This is a genomic window from Corynebacterium aurimucosum (assembly GCF_030408555.1).
GTDB lineage: Bacteria > Actinomycetota > Actinomycetes > Mycobacteriales > Mycobacteriaceae > Corynebacterium > Corynebacterium aurimucosum.
Genome location: NZ_CP047048.1, coordinates 213,683 through 233,895 on the forward strand (window position 1 = coordinate 213,683; position 20,213 = coordinate 233,895).

18 protein-coding genes, 1 tRNA gene and 2 pseudogenes are annotated in these 20,213 nt (G+C 61.2%); 14 read left to right on the plus strand and 7 right to left on the minus strand.

Annotated features, from left to right (window positions below; genetic code table 11):
- The first annotated feature begins 67 nt into the window (after window positions 1-67).
- Both CAURIM_RS01010 and CAURIM_RS01015 read left to right on the plus strand, forming a co-directional pair.
- Window positions 68-1,519: a membrane protein gene (locus tag CAURIM_RS01010; RefSeq protein ID WP_010189975.1), complete on the plus strand. Its 1,452-nt coding sequence runs from the start codon at window positions 68-70 to the stop codon at window positions 1,517-1,519.
- Between the two features lie 226 nt (window positions 1,520-1,745).
- Window positions 1,746-3,284 carry a hypothetical protein gene (locus CAURIM_RS01015; protein ID WP_236659343.1) on the plus strand — a complete coding sequence of 513 codons (1,539 nt, stop codon included), beginning with the start codon at window positions 1,746-1,748 and terminating at the stop codon, window positions 3,282-3,284.
- 78 nt (window positions 3,285-3,362) lie between these two features.
- Here the strand turns inward: CAURIM_RS01015 and CAURIM_RS01020 are convergent.
- Window positions 3,363-3,439, minus strand: a tRNA-Pro gene (locus tag CAURIM_RS01020).
- A gap of 81 nt (window positions 3,440-3,520) precedes the next feature.
- The gene (locus CAURIM_RS01025; protein ID WP_201828790.1) at window positions 3,521-4,426 is read right to left on the minus strand and encodes a metallophosphoesterase; all 906 of its coding nucleotides are present in this window, start codon (window positions 4,424-4,426) and stop codon (window positions 3,521-3,523) included.
- 42 nt (window positions 4,427-4,468) lie between these two features.
- Between CAURIM_RS01025 and CAURIM_RS01030 the strand changes: the two genes are divergently transcribed.
- The gene (locus CAURIM_RS01030; protein ID WP_010189970.1) at window positions 4,469-4,933 is read left to right on the plus strand and encodes a GatB/YqeY domain-containing protein; all 465 of its coding nucleotides are present in this window, start codon (window positions 4,469-4,471) and stop codon (window positions 4,931-4,933) included.
- 87 nt (window positions 4,934-5,020) lie between these two features.
- On the opposite strand, the gene CAURIM_RS01035 is transcribed toward CAURIM_RS01030, so the two are convergent.
- Entirely contained in the window at window positions 5,021-7,465 is a 2,445-nt protein-coding gene (locus CAURIM_RS01035) for a transglycosylase domain-containing protein (RefSeq protein WP_236659342.1), read from the minus strand.
- Window positions 7,466-7,679: 214 nt separating this feature from the next.
- Between CAURIM_RS01035 and CAURIM_RS01040 the strand changes: the two genes are divergently transcribed.
- The 4 genes from CAURIM_RS01040 to CAURIM_RS01055 are packed head-to-tail and all read left to right on the plus strand — an operon-like array spanning window position 7,680 to window position 9,443.
- Window positions 7,680-7,979, plus strand: coding sequence for a WhiB family transcriptional regulator (locus tag CAURIM_RS01040; RefSeq protein ID WP_070444216.1), 300 nt, complete (start codon window positions 7,680-7,682; stop codon window positions 7,977-7,979).
- 13 nt (window positions 7,980-7,992) lie between these two features.
- Window positions 7,993-8,154, plus strand: coding sequence for a Sp36 family protein (gene sp36, locus CAURIM_RS01045; RefSeq protein WP_010189965.1), 162 nt, complete (start codon window positions 7,993-7,995; stop codon window positions 8,152-8,154).
- Window positions 8,154-8,612, plus strand: coding sequence for a RidA family protein (locus tag CAURIM_RS01050; protein ID WP_010189964.1), 459 nt, complete (start codon window positions 8,154-8,156; stop codon window positions 8,610-8,612). The genes sp36 and CAURIM_RS01050 overlap by 1 nt, the downstream gene beginning before the upstream one ends.
- 18 nt (window positions 8,613-8,630) lie before the next feature.
- Window positions 8,631-9,443, plus strand: a complete 813-nt coding sequence (locus tag CAURIM_RS01055) for an MBL fold metallo-hydrolase (protein ID WP_070645401.1) — start codon at window positions 8,631-8,633, stop codon at window positions 9,441-9,443.
- A gap of 97 nt (window positions 9,444-9,540) precedes the next feature.
- Here the strand turns inward: CAURIM_RS01055 and glxR are convergent, their stop codons facing one another.
- Entirely contained in the window at window positions 9,541-10,224 is a 684-nt protein-coding gene (gene glxR, locus CAURIM_RS01060) for a CRP-like cAMP-activated global transcriptional regulator GlxR (RefSeq protein ID WP_010189962.1), read from the minus strand.
- A gap of 291 nt (window positions 10,225-10,515) precedes the next feature.
- On the opposite strand from glxR, the gene nth reads away from it, so the two are divergent.
- From nth to CAURIM_RS01095, 7 genes and pseudogenes are all read left to right on the plus strand, one after another.
- On the plus strand, window positions 10,516-11,175 hold the full coding sequence (nth, locus tag CAURIM_RS01065) for an endonuclease III (protein WP_236659341.1): 660 nt from the start codon (window positions 10,516-10,518) through the stop codon (window positions 11,173-11,175).
- A gap of 9 nt (window positions 11,176-11,184) precedes the next feature.
- Entirely contained in the window at window positions 11,185-11,754 is a 570-nt protein-coding gene (locus CAURIM_RS01070) for a TlpA family protein disulfide reductase (protein ID WP_070444213.1), read from the plus strand.
- Window positions 11,751-12,428 carry an NUDIX hydrolase gene (locus CAURIM_RS01075; protein WP_070645397.1) on the plus strand — a complete coding sequence of 226 codons (678 nt, stop codon included), beginning with the start codon at window positions 11,751-11,753 and terminating at the stop codon, window positions 12,426-12,428. The genes CAURIM_RS01070 and CAURIM_RS01075 overlap by 4 nt, the downstream gene beginning before the upstream one ends.
- Before the next feature lie 37 nt (window positions 12,429-12,465).
- The gene (locus CAURIM_RS01080; RefSeq protein ID WP_070645395.1) at window positions 12,466-13,653 is read left to right on the plus strand and encodes a MarP family serine protease; all 1,188 of its coding nucleotides are present in this window, start codon (window positions 12,466-12,468) and stop codon (window positions 13,651-13,653) included.
- Window positions 13,654-13,787: 134 nt separating this feature from the next.
- Window positions 13,788-14,360, plus strand: a complete 573-nt coding sequence (locus CAURIM_RS01085; protein WP_236659340.1) for a hypothetical protein — start codon at window positions 13,788-13,790, stop codon at window positions 14,358-14,360.
- A gap of 64 nt (window positions 14,361-14,424) precedes the next feature.
- Window positions 14,425-15,618: pseudogene (locus tag CAURIM_RS01090) on the plus strand (IS3 family transposase).
- Between the two features lie 37 nt (window positions 15,619-15,655).
- Window positions 15,656-16,192 (plus strand): annotated as a pseudogene (locus CAURIM_RS01095) (HNH endonuclease signature motif containing protein); the annotation flags it as partial.
- Between the two features lie 399 nt (window positions 16,193-16,591).
- On the opposite strand, the gene CAURIM_RS01100 reads toward CAURIM_RS01095, so the two are convergent.
- Genes CAURIM_RS01100 through CAURIM_RS01110 form a run of 3 tightly spaced genes read right to left on the minus strand, consistent with a single transcriptional unit; the run spans window position 16,592 to window position 20,194 of the window.
- Entirely contained in the window at window positions 16,592-18,316 is a 1,725-nt protein-coding gene (locus CAURIM_RS01100; protein ID WP_070645669.1) for a dipeptide ABC transporter ATP-binding protein, read from the minus strand.
- Window positions 18,316-19,275, minus strand: coding sequence for an ABC transporter permease (locus tag CAURIM_RS01105; RefSeq protein ID WP_201828788.1), 960 nt, complete (start codon window positions 19,273-19,275; stop codon window positions 18,316-18,318). The genes CAURIM_RS01100 and CAURIM_RS01105 overlap by 1 nt, the downstream gene beginning before the upstream one ends.
- Window positions 19,268-20,194: an ABC transporter permease gene (locus CAURIM_RS01110; protein ID WP_070444140.1), complete on the minus strand. Its 927-nt coding sequence runs from the start codon at window positions 20,192-20,194 to the stop codon at window positions 19,268-19,270. Before CAURIM_RS01110 ends, CAURIM_RS01105 begins: the two co-directional genes overlap by 8 nt.
- Window positions 20,195-20,213: the final 19 nt, after the last annotated feature.

Consider the following 20,213-nt stretch of genomic DNA (forward strand, 5'->3'; position numbering starts at 1 on the left):
AGTTCCTGGCGGGGCTTTTCCGCGCGCCTGACCGCTTTTGCGCAGCGTGAACGATAGTTTCTTTTACATGACCTCACGCCTAGCCAGCCCTGCAGATGCCAACCGGAAAATTGGCGCCCGCGCTCTCATCCTCACCCTCGTGCTCATCCTGCCGCTCATCATCGGCGCGGCCGTCGCCGCCGTATCCGAATGGCAACCAGCCGAGACCTGGTCCCAGGAACAGGCGGGTGCGCCCAGCGATGGCACCATCGATCCGGCTGAGCTTTACGACGTCGCCCGAGCCCTCTCCGAAGCCAATGCCCAGGCCGGCTTCCTGGCTAATGGCGCGCAGCAGCTTGCCGATGGCACCGGCGATCTGCAGGATGGCGCCGGCGAGCTCGGCGGCGGAGTAGACAAGCTGGCTGGCGGCTCGCAAGAGCTTTATGACGGGCTTGTGCAGCTGCAGTCCGGCACCGCGCAGCTGGGCAACGGCGCTACTGAGCTGGCCGACGGCGTCGGCGGAGCCGTCGACCAAGTCATCGGTCTCGGGGTGGTTCGCGGACAGATCCTGCAGGCAATCGACGGCACCCTCAAGGACCTGGAAGGGAATAACTCGGCGGAGGCAAAGAACATCCGCTCGCAGCTGGGTGATCTGCGCAGCCAAGTGGAGAACTTCCAATTTGATCAGTCCATTCAGGACCAACTGACGCAGTTGAAGGATGGCTCGCGCGAGCTTTCCAACCAGTTGTCCGTGAGCGGCTATGCCTATCACGATGGTGTCTACCAAGCCACGGAGGGCGCACAACAGCTCAATGCTGGCATTGGTGAGCTCAATGCCAAGGTCGATGAGGCTCTTAAGGGCGTGGACAAGCTTGTGGAAGGAGCAGAAAAGGTCGACGGCATGGCCAAGCAGAATCAGACCAAGGTGCAGGGAGCGCAGCGTGCGATGCCGACCGTCGCCGGGCCCGCTGAGGCCGGTGCCGAGCCCGCTCAGCTGCTGAGCCCCATCGTCGCTATGCTCCTTGCGGCTATTGCGGTTCTGGGCGGGGGCGTTATTGGTGCTCTGCTCACGCGCGTCGACCGCCGTATCCTCGTGCTGCTCGGCGGAGCGGTGCTCATCGGTGTTGTCGTGGGCCTGCTCGTGGCTCTTTTGGCTACCGGCGTGACCGCGGCCGCGGTGGCCTGGGCGGGGCTTGCGGCGGCGGGGGCTGGGGTGGCGTCGGCAAGCATGGTGTTCGCGCTGGTGCGCTGGCTTGGTGCGGGCGGCTGGTTCCTGGGAAGTGTGCTTGCTGTCGCACAGGTCGGCGTCGTGGGATGGGCGTGGAAGGCGGCGTCGACCGGCACCGATCTCAACGCCGCGATGAGCGCGCTCGTACACCTCTTCCCCATGCAATGGGCAACCTCCGCCATTACCGTGGCGGGCAATGGTGGGCAGTCCCCGCAGCTGTGGACAGCCCTGGCTATTTTGGGGGTGATCGCGGTCGCGGCCTTCGTGCTCGTAGGCGCACCCGCCGGGCGGGAAGGCAAAGAAAAGGCCTAGCTCACAGGTCTGCGGACGGCACATCGCATAAGTGTCAAGATACGTTACGTGCATTTCCAGATTTTGCTACCGCTGTGAATGAAAAGAGTGCTAGAGTGAGAGGCGCTCACAAAGCCTACTTAGGGGGGTAGGCAAACGGTTTCTCCAATCCGTTGTGAGTGATAGGGAATAGGGGCGACGCGGCTGCTGTAGGGGCACCGCGTCGTTTCCAATTGTGGGGGTAAAGTTGGCGGAAACGACCGCTCAGGAATTGGAGATCACCGTGACCGACTCCCGCGATATCAAACCTTTTGCTGCCAGCCGCGGCCCCAAAATAACCTCCGTTGGCGCGATTATTGGTACGGCCCTGGTGGGCGGGTTGCTGCTTGGGGGAATCGGTGTGGGTACGAGCTTGGCGGTCTTCGATGAGCCAGAGCGCTCCGATTTTCTCATGCAGCCCGCGCAGCGTGAGGTGCAGGCCGACATCATGGACCCAGACGATATGCTTTCCCCGGAGGAAGAAGAGCGCATGCTCGGCGATGTCTCCCGGATCGCCGCCCCCGACGTGGTCCAGGGGCTGCACTACATGGTCTTTGCCAAGAACAAAGAAAACGTCAACGACTCCGTGGAGGCGTACCTGCGCGATCATCACCCGGAGCTCATTGGCAAGGACAAGTTTGCCGATGGTCAGGTCTTCGTCGGCGTAGGCCTTGACCCGCGACAGGCCTTCATCTTCGTGGGTGAGGACGTGGCCGATCGGATGAAGCTGCGCAAGGGTGACAGCCATTTGGAGCAGTCCATCGAAGCCATTAAGCCGGGCGTGCGGGATGACAACATCCCTGCTGGTCTCTTTGCGGGTGCGGCGGCAGCGATCGATGTGGACCGTGCTGCGGATACCCAGTATGAGAGCGCGAAAAATGGGCGCATTGGGGCGGCCATTGGCCTGGGGGCGGCGGGACTGAGCGTTGGTGGCGCGGGCGCGGGCATCGCCGGCGGTGCTCGTCGCAGCCGGCAGAAGAAGGCGCAGCAGGCGCGCGAGGATTGGGACTACGTGTCGCAGACCTATACCGATGTGGCGCAGCGTCTGAGGGAGATCGATATCCGGGCGCACTCGCTGCAATCGGGGCTGGTAGATGAGCGCCTACGTGAGGACTGGGAGGGCCTGCGCGATGACTTCCTGGCCATCGATGCCCAGGTGGGATCCCTTATGTCGATACCGGCTGACGCGCCGGATGACCAGTTCCGCTCGCATGCCGAACCCATCGCTCACGCGCGCGAACTGTGTGAGCGCGTGGAAACCGCCGAAGTCAACATTGAAAAGCTGCGCCGAATCGAAGACGCTGATGTCGATGTCCGCCGCTTCGAGCTCTATGAGTTGGGTAAAGACCTGGCCCAGGCAGGATACTTGGCCGCGGATATCGACTCGTCTCTGGAGCGTCACGCCAAGGAGCTGGAAGGTGCCGCCGTTGCTTTGTCCCAGGAACCGAATCATCCGCAGTTCATGGAACGCTACTTGGAGCTCTTGGACCGCTCCGCGCTCTTGTCGGAACACGTTCAGTCTCAGCTGCAGAAGCGCAATGAGGCCGATGAGCGGCCGGAGCGCACGCGTATCTATGACTCCAATTTCTTCGCCGGCTCCGGCTACCACGGCTACGTGCCCTTCTACGTTGTGAGTACCTGGGACAGCGATGCCACCACCGCCCGCGATAGCTCCTCCAGCAGCGGTGGCGTCAACAGCGGGTTTAGCTCGGGCTTTTCTGGTTCGGGTGGTTCTTCAAGTTTCTAGGCAGGGCAGGCGGCTCTGCCCGTCGGCACCTGCTGCTCGGTGAAAACACAAAAGAACCCGCAGTTTCCTGCGGGTTTGTGGTCGGGATAACAGGATTTGAACCTGCGACCTCTTCGTCCCGAACGAAGCGCGCTACCAAGCTGCGCCATATCCCGGTGTCTCGCTCTAAGCGGTACCGGATTACTGTAACGCACCCCAGCCTGAAAGGACAAAACGGCAGCGTGTAGGGGGTATCCCTAGGCGGCCTTCTCGGTGATGTGCAGGAGAGTGGCCGACGGGCGGCAGAACACGCGGAAGGGAACGAACTTCGAGGTGCCCAGTCCGTTGGAGACGTGCATGTACATCTCTCCGAAACGGTGCAGGCCCTCCGCGCGAACGCGGTCGATGCCACAATTGGTCACGATGGAGCGCGAGCCCGCTACCTTGAAAGGCAGGCAGAGCTGGCCGCCGTGCGTGTGCCCGGACAGGGACAGCTGGTAGCCGTCGGCGGCGAATTTCTCCAGGACGCGGGGTTCCGGGGAATGCAGTAGTGCCAGGGAAAGGTCGGCGTCCTCGTTCGGCGCACCGGCAATCTCTGAGTAGTCATCCAAGTCGTGGTGTGGGTCATCCACGCCGGCGGCAGCGAGGCGGACGTCGCCGACCTTGAACTCTACGCGGGCCTGGTTGGCGTCGTGCCAGCCGTGCTCGAGGAAGGCCGCGCGCATGCCCTTCCAGGGCAGGTTCACGTAGGAAGGTTCGTTCTTCTTTCCGACCAGGTAGTTGAAGGGATTCGGGATGCGCGGCGCCCAGTAGTCGTTGGTACCAAAACAGAACATGCCCGGGCGGCTCAGCAACGGGCCCAGGGCGCGGAGTACCTCGGGGACGGCGCGCTCGTCGGAGAGATTGTCACCAGTGTTGATCACCAAGTGCGGGTCAAGGGCATCAAGCCCCGAGACCCACTCGATTTTGGCGCGTTGGCCCGGAATCATGTGGAGGTCGGACACGTGCAGGATACGAAACTCGGACTCCTCGCGCAGCGTACCGGGCTCCAGTAGCGGCAGGGTGTACTCCTTGAGCTCGAACTTGGTGAGCTCTGAATGCGCCCATGCGGCAGTGCCCAGACCAGCGGCGGCGAGTCCGCCAAGGACAGGGTAAATCTTCACCCTCACCACACTACCTGGGCCGGCAGGCGTAGATTGAAGGGCATGAGTGAGTTGAAAGAAACTATCCGTGCTGACCTCAAGACCTCGATGAAGGCCAAGGACAAGGCCCGTACGAGCGCCATCCGTTCTCTGCTGTCTGCCATCCAGGCGGAGGAAACGACTGGTTCTCGCCATGAGATTACCGATGAGGACATCCTCAAGGTCATCGCCCGCGAGATTAAAAAGCGCCGCGAATCCGCAGAGGTCTATGCAGAAAATGGCCGCCCGGAGCTGGCGGAGGAAGAGCTTGCTGACGTCCCATTCTTCGAGGCTTACCAACCAGAGCAGCTTGATGACGACTCCCTGAACACCCTCGTCGCTGAATCTATCGCCGAGGTTGAGAAGGATTCCGGCGAGCCGGTGACCATCAAGCAGATGGGCAACGTCATGAAGGTGGCCACCGCTAAGGCCGCTGGCCGCGCCGACGGCAAGCGCCTGTCTACCGCGGTGAAGGCCGCCCTTAACTAGAGCCCGCCTTCTCGCGCGCTAGTCCGTTCTACGCTTTAGCTCGATATTCACGCTTTAGCTCGATTTTCCACGCTCTAGCGCTCGGCGCTAGAGCCCGAAGAAGCTCCGCACGTCATTCGTGAAGCGGTCGACATCTTCTTGGCTGAATAACGGCTCAGACTGCGAGGGCTGGCCGCCACCAGTGCCGGCGCCGTCACCGCTTGGGGCAGGGGGTGCGCCGTAGGTGGAGTCCCAAGCTGCTTGGTCCGAGTTTGCGGAAGAGGAGTCGCTTGCGGAGCCGTCGGAAAGCTGGAGCGTGACCTCCGAGCCCTTCTTCGCGCCGGATGGGCCGGTGATGACGCGAACCACCTTGCCGTAGCCCACACTGGGTGCGGGAACCTCGGTGGTTTTCACTACGAAGCCGGCCTTCTCCAGAGCGGACCGGGCTTGGCTTTCGGACTTGCCCTTCAGGCCGTCGATAAGCGGCGATACCGTACCGGAGTCATAGGCGCGGTCATAGTCCGGCACCGTGCCCTTCTGGGCCGCGGGAACGCGCGCAGCCATCGTGTAGAAGGTTGCCGCCGGCTCTTTGCCGCCAAAGAGGTTGCCGCTAGCGCACTGGCGCACGGGGCCGGTGCACAGTGGACTCGTGGTGGTCCCGTCATTGTAGATATACGGTGCGGCAGCGACGGCCGAGTTGAAGCCCAAGAAAGCCGAGGACTGGTTGGACTCCGTGGTACCGGTCTTGGCGGCGGCCTGACCGCTGAAGCCGGCAGCGCGTGCCGAGTCGGCAGCGGTGCCCTTTTCGGTATCGGCCGTCATGTTGTTTTCCAGGGCCTTGGCTACTTCCTTGCCCACTGCGCGCTCGCACGGCGTGTGCTTGAGGTAGACCTCGTTGCCGTGGGAGTCCGTGACTTCCTCGATGGGGTTCGGCTCGCACCACATGCCTTGCGAGGCCACCGTCGCACCCACATTGGACAGCTCCAGCGCGTTCACTGCTGTGGGGCCGAGTGTGAAGGAACCCAGGTTGGATTCCTTGATGTGGTTGGCGATGGAAGTCTCGCCGTCGTAGCTGCCGGGTTCCTCATAAGAACGCAGGCCGAGCTTGACGGCGATGTCGACCAAGCGCTCGACGCCCAGTTGCTCGGTGAGCTGGATGAAAGGGGTATTGGGGGAGTAGGCCAGCGTGTCCTGCATAGTCATCGTGGGGGCATAGCTGCCGGCGTTTTCCACGCAGTACTTGTTGGGCGGGCAGTTAGCAGCGCCGCCGTATCCTAGCCCTTCCGCCTCGTAGCGCTTAGGTACAGCCAGCTTGTCCTTAATGCCGTAGCCTGCCTCCAAGGCGGCCGCGGCAGTAAAGAGCTTGAACACCGAACCGGCACCGTTGCCCACTAGCGAATTCGGCTGGGGGAGGAGGGTTTCGTTGTTGTTGAGGTCGAGCCCGTAGGTGCGTGACGAGACCATGGCCAGCACCTTGCGGGTACTGGTGCCGGGCTGGATGACGTTCATGACCTCCGCCACGCCTTCCGCATCCGGGGCGGTATGGCTGCGCACCGCGTTGAGCGCCTGGTCCTGGACATCGGGGTCAAGCGTGGTCTTGATGGTCAGGCCACCGCGTGTCAGGTGCTCGCGGTCGATGCCTTTTTCGTCGAGGTATTCCAACACGTAGTCGCAGAAGAAACCGCGATCGCCCGCGCCGATGCAGCCATTGGCCAGGGTATCGGGGCTATCCAATACACCCAGGGGTTCCTGGGCAAAGGAATCGGCGTCCTCCTGGGAGAGGGAGCCGGTGTCGGCCATGGCCTGGAGCACCATGTTGCGGCGTTCGATGACGCCTTCCTCATTGGTGTAAGGGTTGAGATACTCCGAGGACTGCACCATGCCAGCGAGCATCGCTGCCTGCGGTACCGTGAGGTTCTCGGCACTGGTACCAAAGTAGGTGCGGGCCGCAGCCTCAACGCCATAGGCGTGGTTGCCAAAGGGCACGAGGTTGAGGTAATTAGCCAGAATCTCATCCTTGGACAGCTTGGCGTCGATATCCGTGGCCATGCGCATCTCGCGTAGCTTGCGGGCTACGGACTGTTCCGTCGCGGCCTGGCGTTCCTCGTCGGTCGTTGCATTGACCAAGAGGAGATAGTTCTTTACATACTGCTGGTCCAGCGTCGATGCACCCTGGGAGACGCCGCCTGCGGATAAATTAGTCCACAAAGCGCGCAGATTGCCCTGCAGATCGACGCCTTCATGCTCATAGAAACGGCGGTCCTCGATGGCCACGGCCGCTTGCTTCATGGCATCCGAGATTTCATCCGGCTGCACCGGATGGCGGCGTTGCTCGTAGATATAGGCAAGGGTGTTGCCCTTGGCATCCAAGATGGTGCTCACACCAGGGGCCTCGCCGTTGGTGAGATCCTGGATGTCCGATTGCATCGTGTCGTTCGTCCTGGCCACGGCAACGCCACTGACGCCGGCGACGGGGGCGATGGCCAGCGCGATGAGGATGCCGACCAGTGCTGTGGACAGGACGAGCTTTCCCAGGGATTTGATCACAGTCACCCTCCACACACTAGTGGTTCAGGTGCAGATCCGGGAGACCCCCCTAAAGTGTGACCTGTTAGACAGGGATACCGGTCTGTGAATAGACTTACCAATGGTACATAATATTCCGTCGAGTAGAGGGTTATTCACGATCTTCAGCTTCGACGGGGGTGAGCTTGGAAGGAGTTACCTAGCCGTGACAGTCAGTGTCAAAGGTGCAGGACGGTCCACAATGCTAAAGAATGCCTCGCTAACTTCTGAGCGTGGTGAGTGGGTTACCCAAGCTAAGTGCCGCAACGGTGACCCCGATGCACTGTTCGTGCGAGGTGCTGAGCAGCGAAAAGCTGCGGTGATTTGCCGCCACTGCCCGGTGCTCAATGAGTGCCGCGCGGATGCTCTGGATAACCGCGTGGAGTTTGGCGTGTGGGGCGGCCTTACGGAGCGCCAGCGCCGCGCGCTTCTGCGCAAGAACCCGCACATCACTAGCTGGGCTCACTACCTTGCTGAGGGTGGCGAACTCATCGGTATTTAGTAGCATTGATTCCATGACTAAATGGGAATATGCCACCGCGCCGGTTCTTACGCACGCGACGAAACAAATCCTCGATTCCTGGGGTGAGGACGGCTGGGAGCTCGTCACCATCACCCCGGGCATGAACCCGGAGAACGTTGTCGCCTATTTCAAGCGCCCTTTGGAGGAATCCTAATGGGTGCGCTTGCCCGCCTTGAAGAGCTCGGCGTCGAGCTGCCTTCCGTCGCTGTTCCTCTCGCGTCCTACATCCCGGCTACCCAAGTGGGTAACCAGGTCTGGACATCTGGCCAGCTGCCCGTTGTGGGCGGAGAATTGCCTGCCGCCGGCAAGGTCGGCGCAGAGGTAAGCCTCGACAAGGCGCAGGAATTGGCGCGCACGGCGGCGCTGAACGCATTGGCTGCAATCGATGGCCTCGTGGGGCTTGACCGCATTACCCGCGTGATAAAGGTAGTCGGTTTCGTAGCTTCGGATCCCTCTTTCACGGATCAGGCCGCAGTTATCAACGGTGCCTCGGATTTCCTCGGTGAGGTCTTCGGGGACGCTGGAATCCACGCGCGTTCTGCGGTGGGGGTAGCGGTCTTGCCGAAGGATTCCCCCGTTGAGATTGAAATCATCGTAGAAATCGCTGAGTAATCGGATAGGGTTAGAACCATGGAGCATCCTGCATATAGCCAACTGCGTCCCGTGAGCCAGTCCGTCGGTGTCGTGCTGTGTGATAACCCCAGCTACACCGCCTTGGAGGGCACCAATACGTGGATCATCCGCGCCGGAGAAGATTCCCGCGCCATTGTGGTCGATCCGGGCCCGGAGGATGAAGGTCACCTCAACGTTGTGACCGCGAAAGCGGGCGAGGTGGCGTTGATTCTTCTTACCCACCGCCACGATGATCACGCATCGGGCGCCCAGCGTCTGCGCCAGCTCACCGGCGCCCCCATCCGCTCTTTCGATCCGAATTACTGCAACGGAGGGGACGCGCTTGTCGACGGTGAAGTGATCACCGTCGACGGCATCACCCCTCAGCTTGAGGTGGTCCATACCCCGGGCCATACCGCAGATTCGACCTGCTTCTTCGTGTGGTCGGCGGAAGCAAAGAACTCCATGCTGGAGGGCATTCTGACCGGCGATACCATCGCAGGCCGCCACACCGTGCTGCTGTCTGAGACCGATGGTGATTTGGGCGCCTACCTGAAGACATTGGATCTTCTCGAAGAGCGTGGCAAGGATGTAGCGCTTTTCCCAGGGCACGGCCCGGACCTGGAGGACACCTCCGCGGTTGCCCGCAAGTACATTGACCGCCGCCACCACCGCCTGGACCAGATTAAGGAGGTCCGCGGGCGCCTTGGTGAGGATGTCGACGTCAAGACGCTCGTCGATGAGATGTATGACGACGTCGACCCGGTCCTTCGCCACGCCGCCGAGCAATCCACGCGCACTGCGCTGAAGTACCTCGCGGCTCAGAAGTAAAACACCGCATAGGAAAATCCCCCGAGAAATTCTCGGGGGATTTTGCATTGGGCCAAAGCCGCCCGGAGGCAGCATATGTAGGTTCGGCCTTGAAGACCTAGCGCGCGCGGCGGGCCAAGTGCTCGGTGTCAACGATGAGCACCGACTTGCCCTCCAAGCGGATCCACCCGCGGTGAGCGAAGGTGGCCAGCGCCTTGTTCACGGTCTCGCGGGAAGCTCCGACGAGCTGGGCGATCTCTTCCTGGGTGAGGTCGTGGTTCACGCGGAGCGCGCCACCCTCCTGTACACCGAAGCGGTTCGCCAGCTGCAGCAGGGTCTTAGCCACGCGGCCTGGAACGTCGGTGAAGATGAGGTCCGCCAGGTTGGCGTTGGTGCGGCGCAGGCGGCGGGCCAGCACGCGCAGCAGCTGCTGGGCAATCGCCGGGTGATCGGCTACCCACTGCTTGAGCATCTCAGAGTTCATCGTGGCGGCGGTAACCTCGGTGACGCACACGGCAGAAGAGGTGCGCGGGCCCGGATCGAAGATGGAGAGCTCGCCGAACATGTCGGACGGGCCCATCACGGTCAGCAGGTTCTCGCGGCCGTCCGGGGCGTGGCGGGCGAGCTTAATCTTGCCCGAGGTAATGATGTAGAGGCGGTCTCCCGGCTCACCTTCCTCAAAAATGGTGGTGCCGCGCGGGAAACGGACGGTTTCCATCTGCTCAATAAGGTTCTGTACTGCTACCGGATCGACGCCCTGGAAAATACCAGCGCGGGAGAGGATATCCTGTACGCCTTCCACTGTTACTCCTTAAAGCCTGCGCAGCCCGGAATACACTGGGACACAAGCTGGTTTGGTTTATGTTGACGCACCTAGACTCCAGTGCGCCACGAGGCACTGCACAACATCATACAGTGTAATTAGTCACTATTTCCACCAACGTGAAAAATAATCACACACCTTGGTTAATCCTCGAAGGCCGTCGCTTCTAGCTTCTCCATGAGAATGGCAAAGAGCGCGAGGCACAGCGGCACGAAGAGGACGAGTGAAATCATGCTTCCCATTCTAACCGCTGTCACTAGAGTTACTTCTATGTCCCCTGACCTTTCCACACCGCATGACGACGATACCGAGGCAGCGCGCATTGTCCATATTCGTACAGCCCTCGCGGAGGAATATCCCGACGCCGACTGTGAGTTGGATTTCACCTCCCCGTTGGAGCTGCTCGTAGCGACGGTTCTCTCCGCGCAGTGCACGGATGCCCGTGTCAATCAGGTGACCCCGGAGCTTTTCGCTGCCTATCCCTCCGCACCGGATTACGCAGCCGCGGACCGCTCCGATCTCGAGCGCATTCTCCGCCCACTCGGCTTTCAGCGCGCGAAGGCCGGCCACTTGCTGGGCATCGGGGAGAAGCTTGTTGCGGATTTCGACGGGCAGGTGCCCCAAGGGATCGACGAGCTCACCTCCCTGCCAGGAGTTGGCCGCAAAACCGCACTGGTGGTGCGCGGAAATGTCTTTGGGCTACCGGGGATCACGGTGGACACCCACGTCACGCGCTTAAGCCAGCGGCTCGGTCTGACTGGGGCAAAGACGCCGCGGGCGATTGAGAGGGACGTCGCCAAGCGCGTGCCCGAAGAGGAACAAACAGTGTTTTCACACCGTCTCATCCTCCACGGGCGGCGCGTGTGCACCGCCCGGAAGCCGAAGTGCGCGGCCTGCGTCCTTGCGCCATGGTGCCCGTCGCGGGGTTAAGGTGGAGCAATGAGCCAATATTCTCGGTGGCCTGGATACGTGAAGGCGAGCATCGTTGCCATTGTTGCGCTGGCAGCACTCGCATTCGTCGGCGTGGTGAATCTCCTTGAGGATGATGAGCCGGAAGTCCCTGTCCCCGAGGTACAGGAGCAAGAGGTAGCCAAGCGTCCCAAGTGCCCCGAAGGGCCGATCGCTGGTGTGGACCTTCCCTGCCTGGGCGCGGCCGGTACAGCGGCGGCCAAAGACGTCCAGATCGTCACGGTGTGGGCATGGTGGTGTGAACCGTGCCGCACGGAGCTGCCCTTCTTCGAAGACCTTGCGCGCTCGCACTCCACGTGGAATGTCGTCGGCGTGCATGCGGACGCCAACGCCGCCAACGGTGCGGCGCTTTTGAGCGATCTGCAGGTCGATATTCCCAGCTACCAGGACGAGGATGGGACCTTTGCTGGCGAGCTCGGGCTGCCGGGCGTCATCCCCATCACCCTCGTGGTGCGCGATGGCAAGGTGGAAGAGAAGTTCATTAAACCCTTTACCTCCGCCAAAGAATTGGAGGAGGCCGTCGAGGAGGTTCTTAAATGAGCCGACTGTTTCCTGCGCACGCCCCTGAGTGGCTGCACCCCGCGCTCGGGGTTGATGCCGGCAAGGTACAAGAGCACCTCATCCGTCACCTCCCGGCCGCTCGGCGCCGCCGCGAATCGGCTGTGTTGGTGCTGCTGAAGGGCACGAGCTTTGAGGATGGCGAGGTGCTGCTCACGCACCGTTCGCCCTCGATGCGCTCGCACTCCGGCCAGATTGCATTTCCTGGTGGGCGCAAGGATGAAGAGGACACTTCGCTTGTCGACGCCGCCCTGCGCGAAGCCGAAGAAGAAACCGGCCTCGACCGCTCCACCGTTACCCCTCTTGAACAGTGGGGCAAGCTAGATATCCCGGCGACCGGCAACACCGTGAGCCCCGTCTTGGCGTACTGGCATAAACCGGGCACCGTGTGGCCGGCGAGTCCGGAAGAAACCGACGACGTCTTTACCGTCCCGCTGCGGGAGCTGGTGGATCCTGCCAACCGCCTGATGGTGGGCTTTAGCCGGTGGAAGGGGCCGGCGTTTCGGACACGCGGATACCTGGTGTGGGGATTTACTGCGGGAGTGCTATCCGGGCTCATGGACCACGCGGGCTGGAGCGTGGAATGGGATAAGAATCTGGTTCATGATCTGCGTGACTCACTCGATCGCTCTTCGAATAATGAGAAGATAGGCTAGTTCTGCTCCTTTCAGCCCTTAAGAAAGTATCCCCTCTGTGTCCTTAGTCGTTGACGTTCTGATCGTGATTGCCGTGCTCCTCGCCGTGCGCGTGGGCTGGCGGCAGGGGGCTTTGGCAGCGGTCCTCGCGGCGGTGGGAATCATCGCGGGACTGGTGCTGGGAACCGTGCTGGCCCCGCTGGCGATGGGCCTGACTGACCAGGCGGCCGTGCGCTTCTTGCTGGCCGTCGGCGTGCTCATTTTGCTGGTGGGGCTGGGGCAGCTGGTGGGGACGTCGCTTGGCATGGCGCTGCGGGACCGCATGCGAACGCGGTCGGGGCAGCGCGTGGATTCGTCGATTGGCGCGGTTTTCCAAGCTGCGGCGGCCATCGTGGTGATTTGGTTGGTGTCCTTGCCCCTGGCCTCCAATTTGGGAGGCCAGCCGGGGCAGGCGCTGCGTGAATCGCGCGTGCTGAGCTCGCTCAATGCGGTGGCGCCTTCGCGCCTGGCGGCGTTGCCGAATGGCTTGGCTGCGCTCCTCAACGAGTCCGGGCTGCCGCCGTTGGTCTCGCCCTGGGAGCGTTCCGGCTCGGGCGTTGAGGTGGATGCGCCCGCGGTACATATTGGGGATCCTGAGCTCGCGGAACGCGTGCGGCCATCCGTTATCCACGTGCTGGGTGATGCCGAGGCGTGCTCGCGCCGCCTGATGGGCTCGGGCTTCGTTACGGAACCGGACTACGTCATTACGAACGCCCATGTTGTGGCGGGTACGGATAAGGTGCGTCTTGATACCGTGCTCGGGCTCAAGGAAGCGGATGTGGTCTACTACAACTCGGATGTGGACATTGCGGTGTTGCATAGCCCGGGCTTGGACCTCGAGCCGTTGCCGTGGGCGGAGCACGCGGCTGTGACGGGGGACGATGCCATCGTCTTGGGCTTCCCGCAGTCGGGTCCCTTTACTGCAGAACCGGCGCGCGTGCGCGACCGCCTTACCATCGCTGGGCCGGATATCTACTCCACGGGCCGCGTGGAGCGCGATGCCTACACGGTGCGCGGCAGCATCCGGCAGGGCAATTCCGGCGGCCCGATGATCACCCCGGAGGGCCAGGTGCTCGGCGTGGTGTTTGGTGCCTCTGTGGAGGATTCCGATACGGGCTATGCGCTCACTGCGGACGAGGTGCGCGGCCACGTGGGTGACGTCACGCAGCTTGTCGACGCCATCCCAACCGGCTCCTGCGTCGGCTAGTTCTCGCGTGCGCTTTTCTTCCCCTTGGTCGGCATTAACCCCACCTGTGAGACACTTTCTTCCCGCCCCCTTCTAAGCAGGAATTATGTTCCTCCGGTTGCGGGGTGGCTAGTGCTGTTTTAGTCTCTGTGCTCATGGGGGATATCGAAACCTACCTCCACCTTCGCAACTCGGGGATTGCACTGGTGGAGCATGCACCTGGCTCACCCGATGAGCTCCGCGTGCTCGGCGCGGATGCCTCTGATGCCACCGAGCTTGCCGGCCTACACCAGGTCTACTTCGGTCCCACCCGCTTTAGTGGCAAACAACGCAAAGCCCGCCACGCAGCACTCGCCCAGAAACACAGCCTTGGCACCCTCACACTGATTGAAACCTACACCGCACGCGTGAAAAAGACCCTGGATGCCTGGAACCTCCGCGCAAAACTCGCCGCCACACCCGCACACCGCATCCCCACTGTGGCCGCCGCACGGCTTAAAGAACTGCGTGCTAAAAGAACCGCCAAACCAGGCGTGCGCATCACCTACAGATCCGAAGGGCCCAACACGCTCTCCATTACTGATGACGCCACCACGATTGCCAACATGCGCGCCGTCTTAGAATCCACCAACACCACCGACCTTCTTCAAGCCGCCAACGACGTCTTCTTCAACCAAGCAAGCGGTACAAAGCCGGCCGTGCGCACCCAAGTCATCATCAGGACCTGACCCCTGTTAGGTAGACACCTGATATCCAGCCCTGTTGGGTTGGGAAGAAAGGTAATCTACCACCATGCCTAGGTACTCCGAACAGTTCAAACGTGATGCTGTGGCCCTCTACGAAAACAATGAGGACCTCTCACTTCACGCGGCTTCAGCAGAGCTAGGAATCAATCGTTCCTCACTTTATTCCTGGCTTAAGCAGTACGGCACCGGCAAGCGTGTCCGCACAAAAAGCATGCGCGACAAGGCACAGGCGACGACTGATTCTGAGCGGATCCGCCAGTGAGACAAAAGAAGTCTCTAAGCTTCGTGAAGAACGCGATATCCTGCGTAAGGCCGCGAAATATTTTGCCGAAGAGACACGCTGGTAATCCGCTTCCAGTTTGTCTATGACCATCGAACCGAGTACTCGGTCAAGCGGATGTGCCACGTGTTAAAGCTCAATCGCTCCTCGTTCTACAAATGGGTCAACACCCGCGAAAAACGCAGGTTAAAGATGTGTTCGGATGCTCTTATTGGTGCACGAATCAAGAGCATCTTCGATGATGAGCACGGGCTTTATGGTGCTAAACGCATCGCTGCAAGCCTTAAAGCCGATACGGACTTTCCTCCGATCAATCACAAGAAGGTCGCACGCATTATGAAATCCATGGGGCTAAAAGGCTTTACTAAACAACGTCGATGTGTCACTACCAGGCGCAAGCCTGGTCATCGAGTCATGCCAGATTTAGTAGGCCGCAAATTCACCGCTGATAAGCCGAACCAGGTGTATGTAGGCGATATCACCTACCTGCCGTGTAAGGGAGGCAAGAACATGTACCTTGCCACAGTCATCGACGTCTACTCGCGCAAACTTGTCGGTCATGCGCTCGCCGATCACATGCGGGTATCGCTGGTTATCGAAGCTTTGTCCCATGCCAGCAAGGTTCGCGGAAGCCTTAAAGGGGTAATTTTCCATTCTGATCATGGCAGTGTGTACACCTCACAGGCTTTTCAAGACCACTGCACCCAACTTGGTGTTCGCCAATCCATGGGAGCAGTGGGAACGAGTGCCGATAATGCCCTGGCAGAATCGTTTAACGCCACTTTAAAGCGTGAAGTTCTGCGAGATAGGAAAGTTTTTGACAATCCCATCATCTGCCGCCAAGAAGTCTTCCGATGGTGCATGCGCTACAACACGCGCAGACGGCACTCCTGGTGCAACCTTCTAGCCCCCGATGACTTCGAAGCACTCACATCAGCTACACTGACCCAAGCAGCATAGCTAACCCCCGACGTGTCTACTTTCCGGGGGTCAGGCCCTCACCCTCAACGAGCTCGACCAAATCATCAACGGCGACGGTGATGAGATCGAGCTCAACCTGACTAACGGCGCGCGCATGACCGGGGCAGAATTCTTAACCCACACGTTTGCCGAAATAGGCTACGCCACCATCGTCCACCCTCTTGACGGGCCCATCAACACCTGGCGACTATCGCGCGGAGCAAACCTCAACCAACGCCTTAGCCTGCACGCGGAATTCCACACCTGCTCAAGACCAGGCTGCAACAAACCAGCCGATTACTGCCAAGTCCACCACCTCATCCCCTGGCAAGCAGGTGGCTTTACCAACATCAAGAACCTGACCTTCCTGTGTGCCTACCACAACGGTATTAACGACGATGACCCTTCAAGGCCTACCGGCCGCGGCTACATGTACCGACTCAACACCGGAGTGTCCTTCATCCCACCCTGGGGTGCCCCGATAACCGCAATGCCGGAATACCAAGAAGCACTCGCCAGACTCAACACCGAAAAAGCAGGACAGCCACCAGAGGAACCACCCGACAGCAGTTAACCTCAGCCACCACGCACAGCAACGACTGAAAGGAAACGGCTTACCACCTGCACCAATACCGCCACCCGCCAACCGAGGGAAGGTTCGCGGGCACATCGGCGATCCTTCAAGACAACACCACCCACAAAACACAACAAGGTACGCAGGAAAATCGGCGAGCCTTATGCCAGCGCTACCCATCATCCAAAGCCAGACTGACGGGCAATCCGGCGACCCCAAGTCCGGCTTCACGTGCTACCGGAAGCAGCAGGAGCAATGGGGATTCTTAAGCCCTTAAAGGAGAAACCCGCCACCCAGATGCAACGGCAGTGACAGTAAGGCCGGGTTTAAGCCCTTAAAGGATGAGACCCGCCAACCGGAAGACGGTTGACGGGTCAGTCGGCGTGGGTGGTGCGTGAGCTAGTGGCCGGTGCCGATTTCTAGGTGCATGCCCGGAACCGAGTTGATGAGGTTGCGGGTGTACTCCTGCTGGGCGTTTTCGAAGATATCGTCGGCGGTGCCCTGTTCGACGGCCTGTCCCTTCTTCATGACCACTACGTCGTCGGCGGTCTGGCGGACCACCGCGAGGTCGTGAGTGATGAAGAGATACGACAGGCTGAGCTCCGACTGCAGCTCCGCGAGGAGCTGGATGATCTGGTTCTGCACCAGCACGTCGAGGGCGGAGACAGCCTCATCGAGGACGATGACCTCCGGGCGAAGAGCCAGCGCGCGGGCAATGGCGATACGCTGGCGCTGGCCGCCGGAAAGCTCGTTGGGGTAGCGGCGCATGGCGGAGCGGGGCATGGAGACCATGTCGAGAAGCTCGGCCACGCGGGCCTCACGTTCCTTGCGCGAGCCCACCTTGTGCAGGGCCATAGGTTCCTCGATGCACTTATAAATCGAGTACATCGGATCCAGCGAACCATAGGGATTCTGGAAGACCACCTGCATCTTGCGGCGGAGTTTGAAGAGCTCCTTCTTCGACAGCGTCGAGGTATCGCGGCCTTCAAACTCGATGGTGCCGGAGGTTGGCTCCAAAAGACCCAACACCATGTTGGCCACCGTGGACTTGCCGGAACCGGACTCGCCCACCAGCGCAAGGGTGGTGCCGCGGCGGATGTCGAAGGAGACATCATCGACGGCCTTCAGCAGCTTCTTGCCGCCGCGCTGGCCGCGGATATCGAATTCCTTGGTGAGGTTACGAACCGAGATGACCGGGGCCTGAGCCGCGGAAGATGAACCTGCAGCGGAATCTGCAGCGGTGGAACCAGACTCGGAGGCGGCGCCGATCGCCTCACCCGACTTCAGCTCCTTGGCTTCCACACCAGCTTCCTTGGCCGCGCGGATGCGGGAGGAGGCGAGGGAGGGGGCGGCGTCGACAAGCCGGCGCGTGTAGGGGTGCTGCGGGGAGCGCAGAATCTCTCGCGAGGGGCCCGACTCGACGATCCGGCCGCGGTGCATCACGATGAGGTGCTCCGCGCGCTCGGCCGCCAGACCGAGGTCGTGGGTAATGAAGAGCACCGCGTTACCCAGCTCCTCAGTGAGGTGCTCTAGGTGATCCAGGATGGTCTTCTGAACAGTTACATCCAGCGCGGAGGTGGGCTCGTCGGCGATGAGCAACTTCGGGCGTGCGGCCAGGCCAATCGCGATGAGCGCGCGCTGGCGCATACCACCAGAGAACTCGTGGGGGTACTGCTTGGCGCGGCGTTCGGCGTCGGGAAGCCCGGCTTCCTCCAGAAGCTCCACCACGCGTTCGTGGCGCTTGGAACCCTCCACCACGTGGTTGGCCTTGAGAGACTCCTCAACCTGCGTGCCGATGCGCCACACTGGGTTGAGGTTGGACATCGGATCCTGCGGGACCAGGCCAATCTTGTCACCGCGCAGCGATTCGAATTGCTTGTTGTTGTAGTGAGTGATGTCCTCGCCCTCAAAAAGGATCTGGCCGCCGGTAACCTTGCCGGTGCCCGGTAGCAAGCCGAGGATGGACATCGCGGTGGTGGACTTACCGGAACCGGACTCGCCCACGATGGCCACGGACTGGCCAGGGTAGATGGACATGTTGACGCCACGCACTGCCTCAACCACACCGGTGGAGGTGGTGAAGGAGATATGGACGTCCTTCATTTCAAGAAGTGGCTTAGTCATTAACGCTTCCTCGCCTTCGGATCGAGTGCATCGCGGACGACGTCACCCATCATGATGAAGCTCAACACGGTCAGGCCCAAAGCACCCGCCGGGTAGAACAGGACTGCCGGAGCGACGCGGAGGGAAGCCTGCGCGTCAGAGATGTCTCCGCCCCAGGACACGAACGTCGGCGGCAGGCCGATGCCCAGGAAGGACAAGGTGGCTTCCGCGACGATGTAGGTGCCCAGCGCCACGGTGGCGTAGGAGATGATGGGCGCGGCCGCATTCGGCAGGATGTGGCTGAACAAGATGCGCCAGCTCGACGCACCGATGGAGCGCGCGGATTGCACGAATTCCTCGTTCTTGATGGAGACCACCGCGCCGCGCGTGATGCGGGCAATGGAGACCCAGCCGAAGAGGCCGAGCACCAAGACCACCGTGACGATGGTGCGGTGCTCCTTGAACATCTGCATGACCACGATGGCGGCGAGCACCAGCGGGATGGCGAAGAAGATGTCGGTGATGCGGGAGAGAACAGAGTCGATCCAGCCGCCGAAGAAGCCGGCGATAGCACCGATCATTGAACCAAGCACTACGACGAGCAGCGTGGTGAGGACGCCGACGGCTACCGACGCGCGCGCACCGTAAATCACGCGGGCGTAGATGTCACAGCCTTGGCGGTTGAAGCCGAAGGGGTGGCCTGGCTCGGCGGGGGCGAGGGACTTGGACAGCTCGCACAGGCGCGGGTCGGTGCTAGTGAAGAGGTTTGGTGCGATGGCCAGGAGGATGGCCATGAGGATCATCACGGCCGCAATCCAGAACAGTGGGCGACGGCGCAGGTAGCGCCATGCCTCCCCCCACTGGGAGGAAGGCGCGGACTCGTCCTTGACGGCATCGACCGCGCCGAGACCCGTTTCATCGGTTTCCGAGACGAAGTGCTCTTGGCCCGGGTGGGGAGTGGTTTTCTCGAAATTAGGCATAGCGGATCCTCGGATCAAGTACGGCGTACAGGAGGTCAACGAGCAGGTTGGCGATGATGTAGATGATCACCAACACCGTGGTGAAGGAGACGATTGTGGTCGGCTCACCACGCAGAATGGCCTGGTACATGGTGCCGCCGACGCCGTTGATGCCAAAGATGCCCTCGGTCACGATGGCGCCGGTCATGAGCGCACCGATGTCGGCGCCGATGAAGGTGGCCACGGGAATCAGCGAATTACGCAGCACGTGGCGGCGGGTCACCGCGCCGTTGGACAGCCCCTTGGCGCGGGCGGTGCGCACGTAATCGGCGCGCAGGTTCTCCGCCACGGACTGGCGGGTCAGGCGGATGACGTACGCCAAGGAGAGCGCGCCGAGCACCATGGCCGGCATGAGGAGAGACTTCACTGTGGCGTTAGCGCCGACGGTAACCGGCAAGACGCCCCACTTAATGCCCACGAGGTACTGGAAGACAAAGCCGATGACGAAGGAAGGCACCGCGATGACGAGCAGGGAGATGACCAGCACGGTGGAATCGAAGAAGCCCCCGCGGCGCATGCCGGCGAAGACACCGAAGAGGATGCCGAAGGCGGACTCAAAGATAATGGCCATGACGGTCAGCTTCACAGTAACCGGGAAGGCGTTAGCCATCACCTGGGTTACGGGAACCCCGGAGAAGGTCGTACCGAAGTCCAGCATGAAGATGCCCTTGATATAGAGCAGATACTGAATGATGAACGGCTTGTCGAGGTTGTATTCCGCCTCGATGCGGGCACGGGCGGCCTCGGTGAGGCCGCGGTCACCGCCAAGGGCTTCGACAGGATCGCCGGGCATCAAGAAGACGAGCGCGTAGATGAGCAAGGTAGCTCCGAAGAACACCGGAATCATCTGGAGCACTCGGCGCCCGATATAGCGCAGCATAGTGTGGTCCTTTACTCGT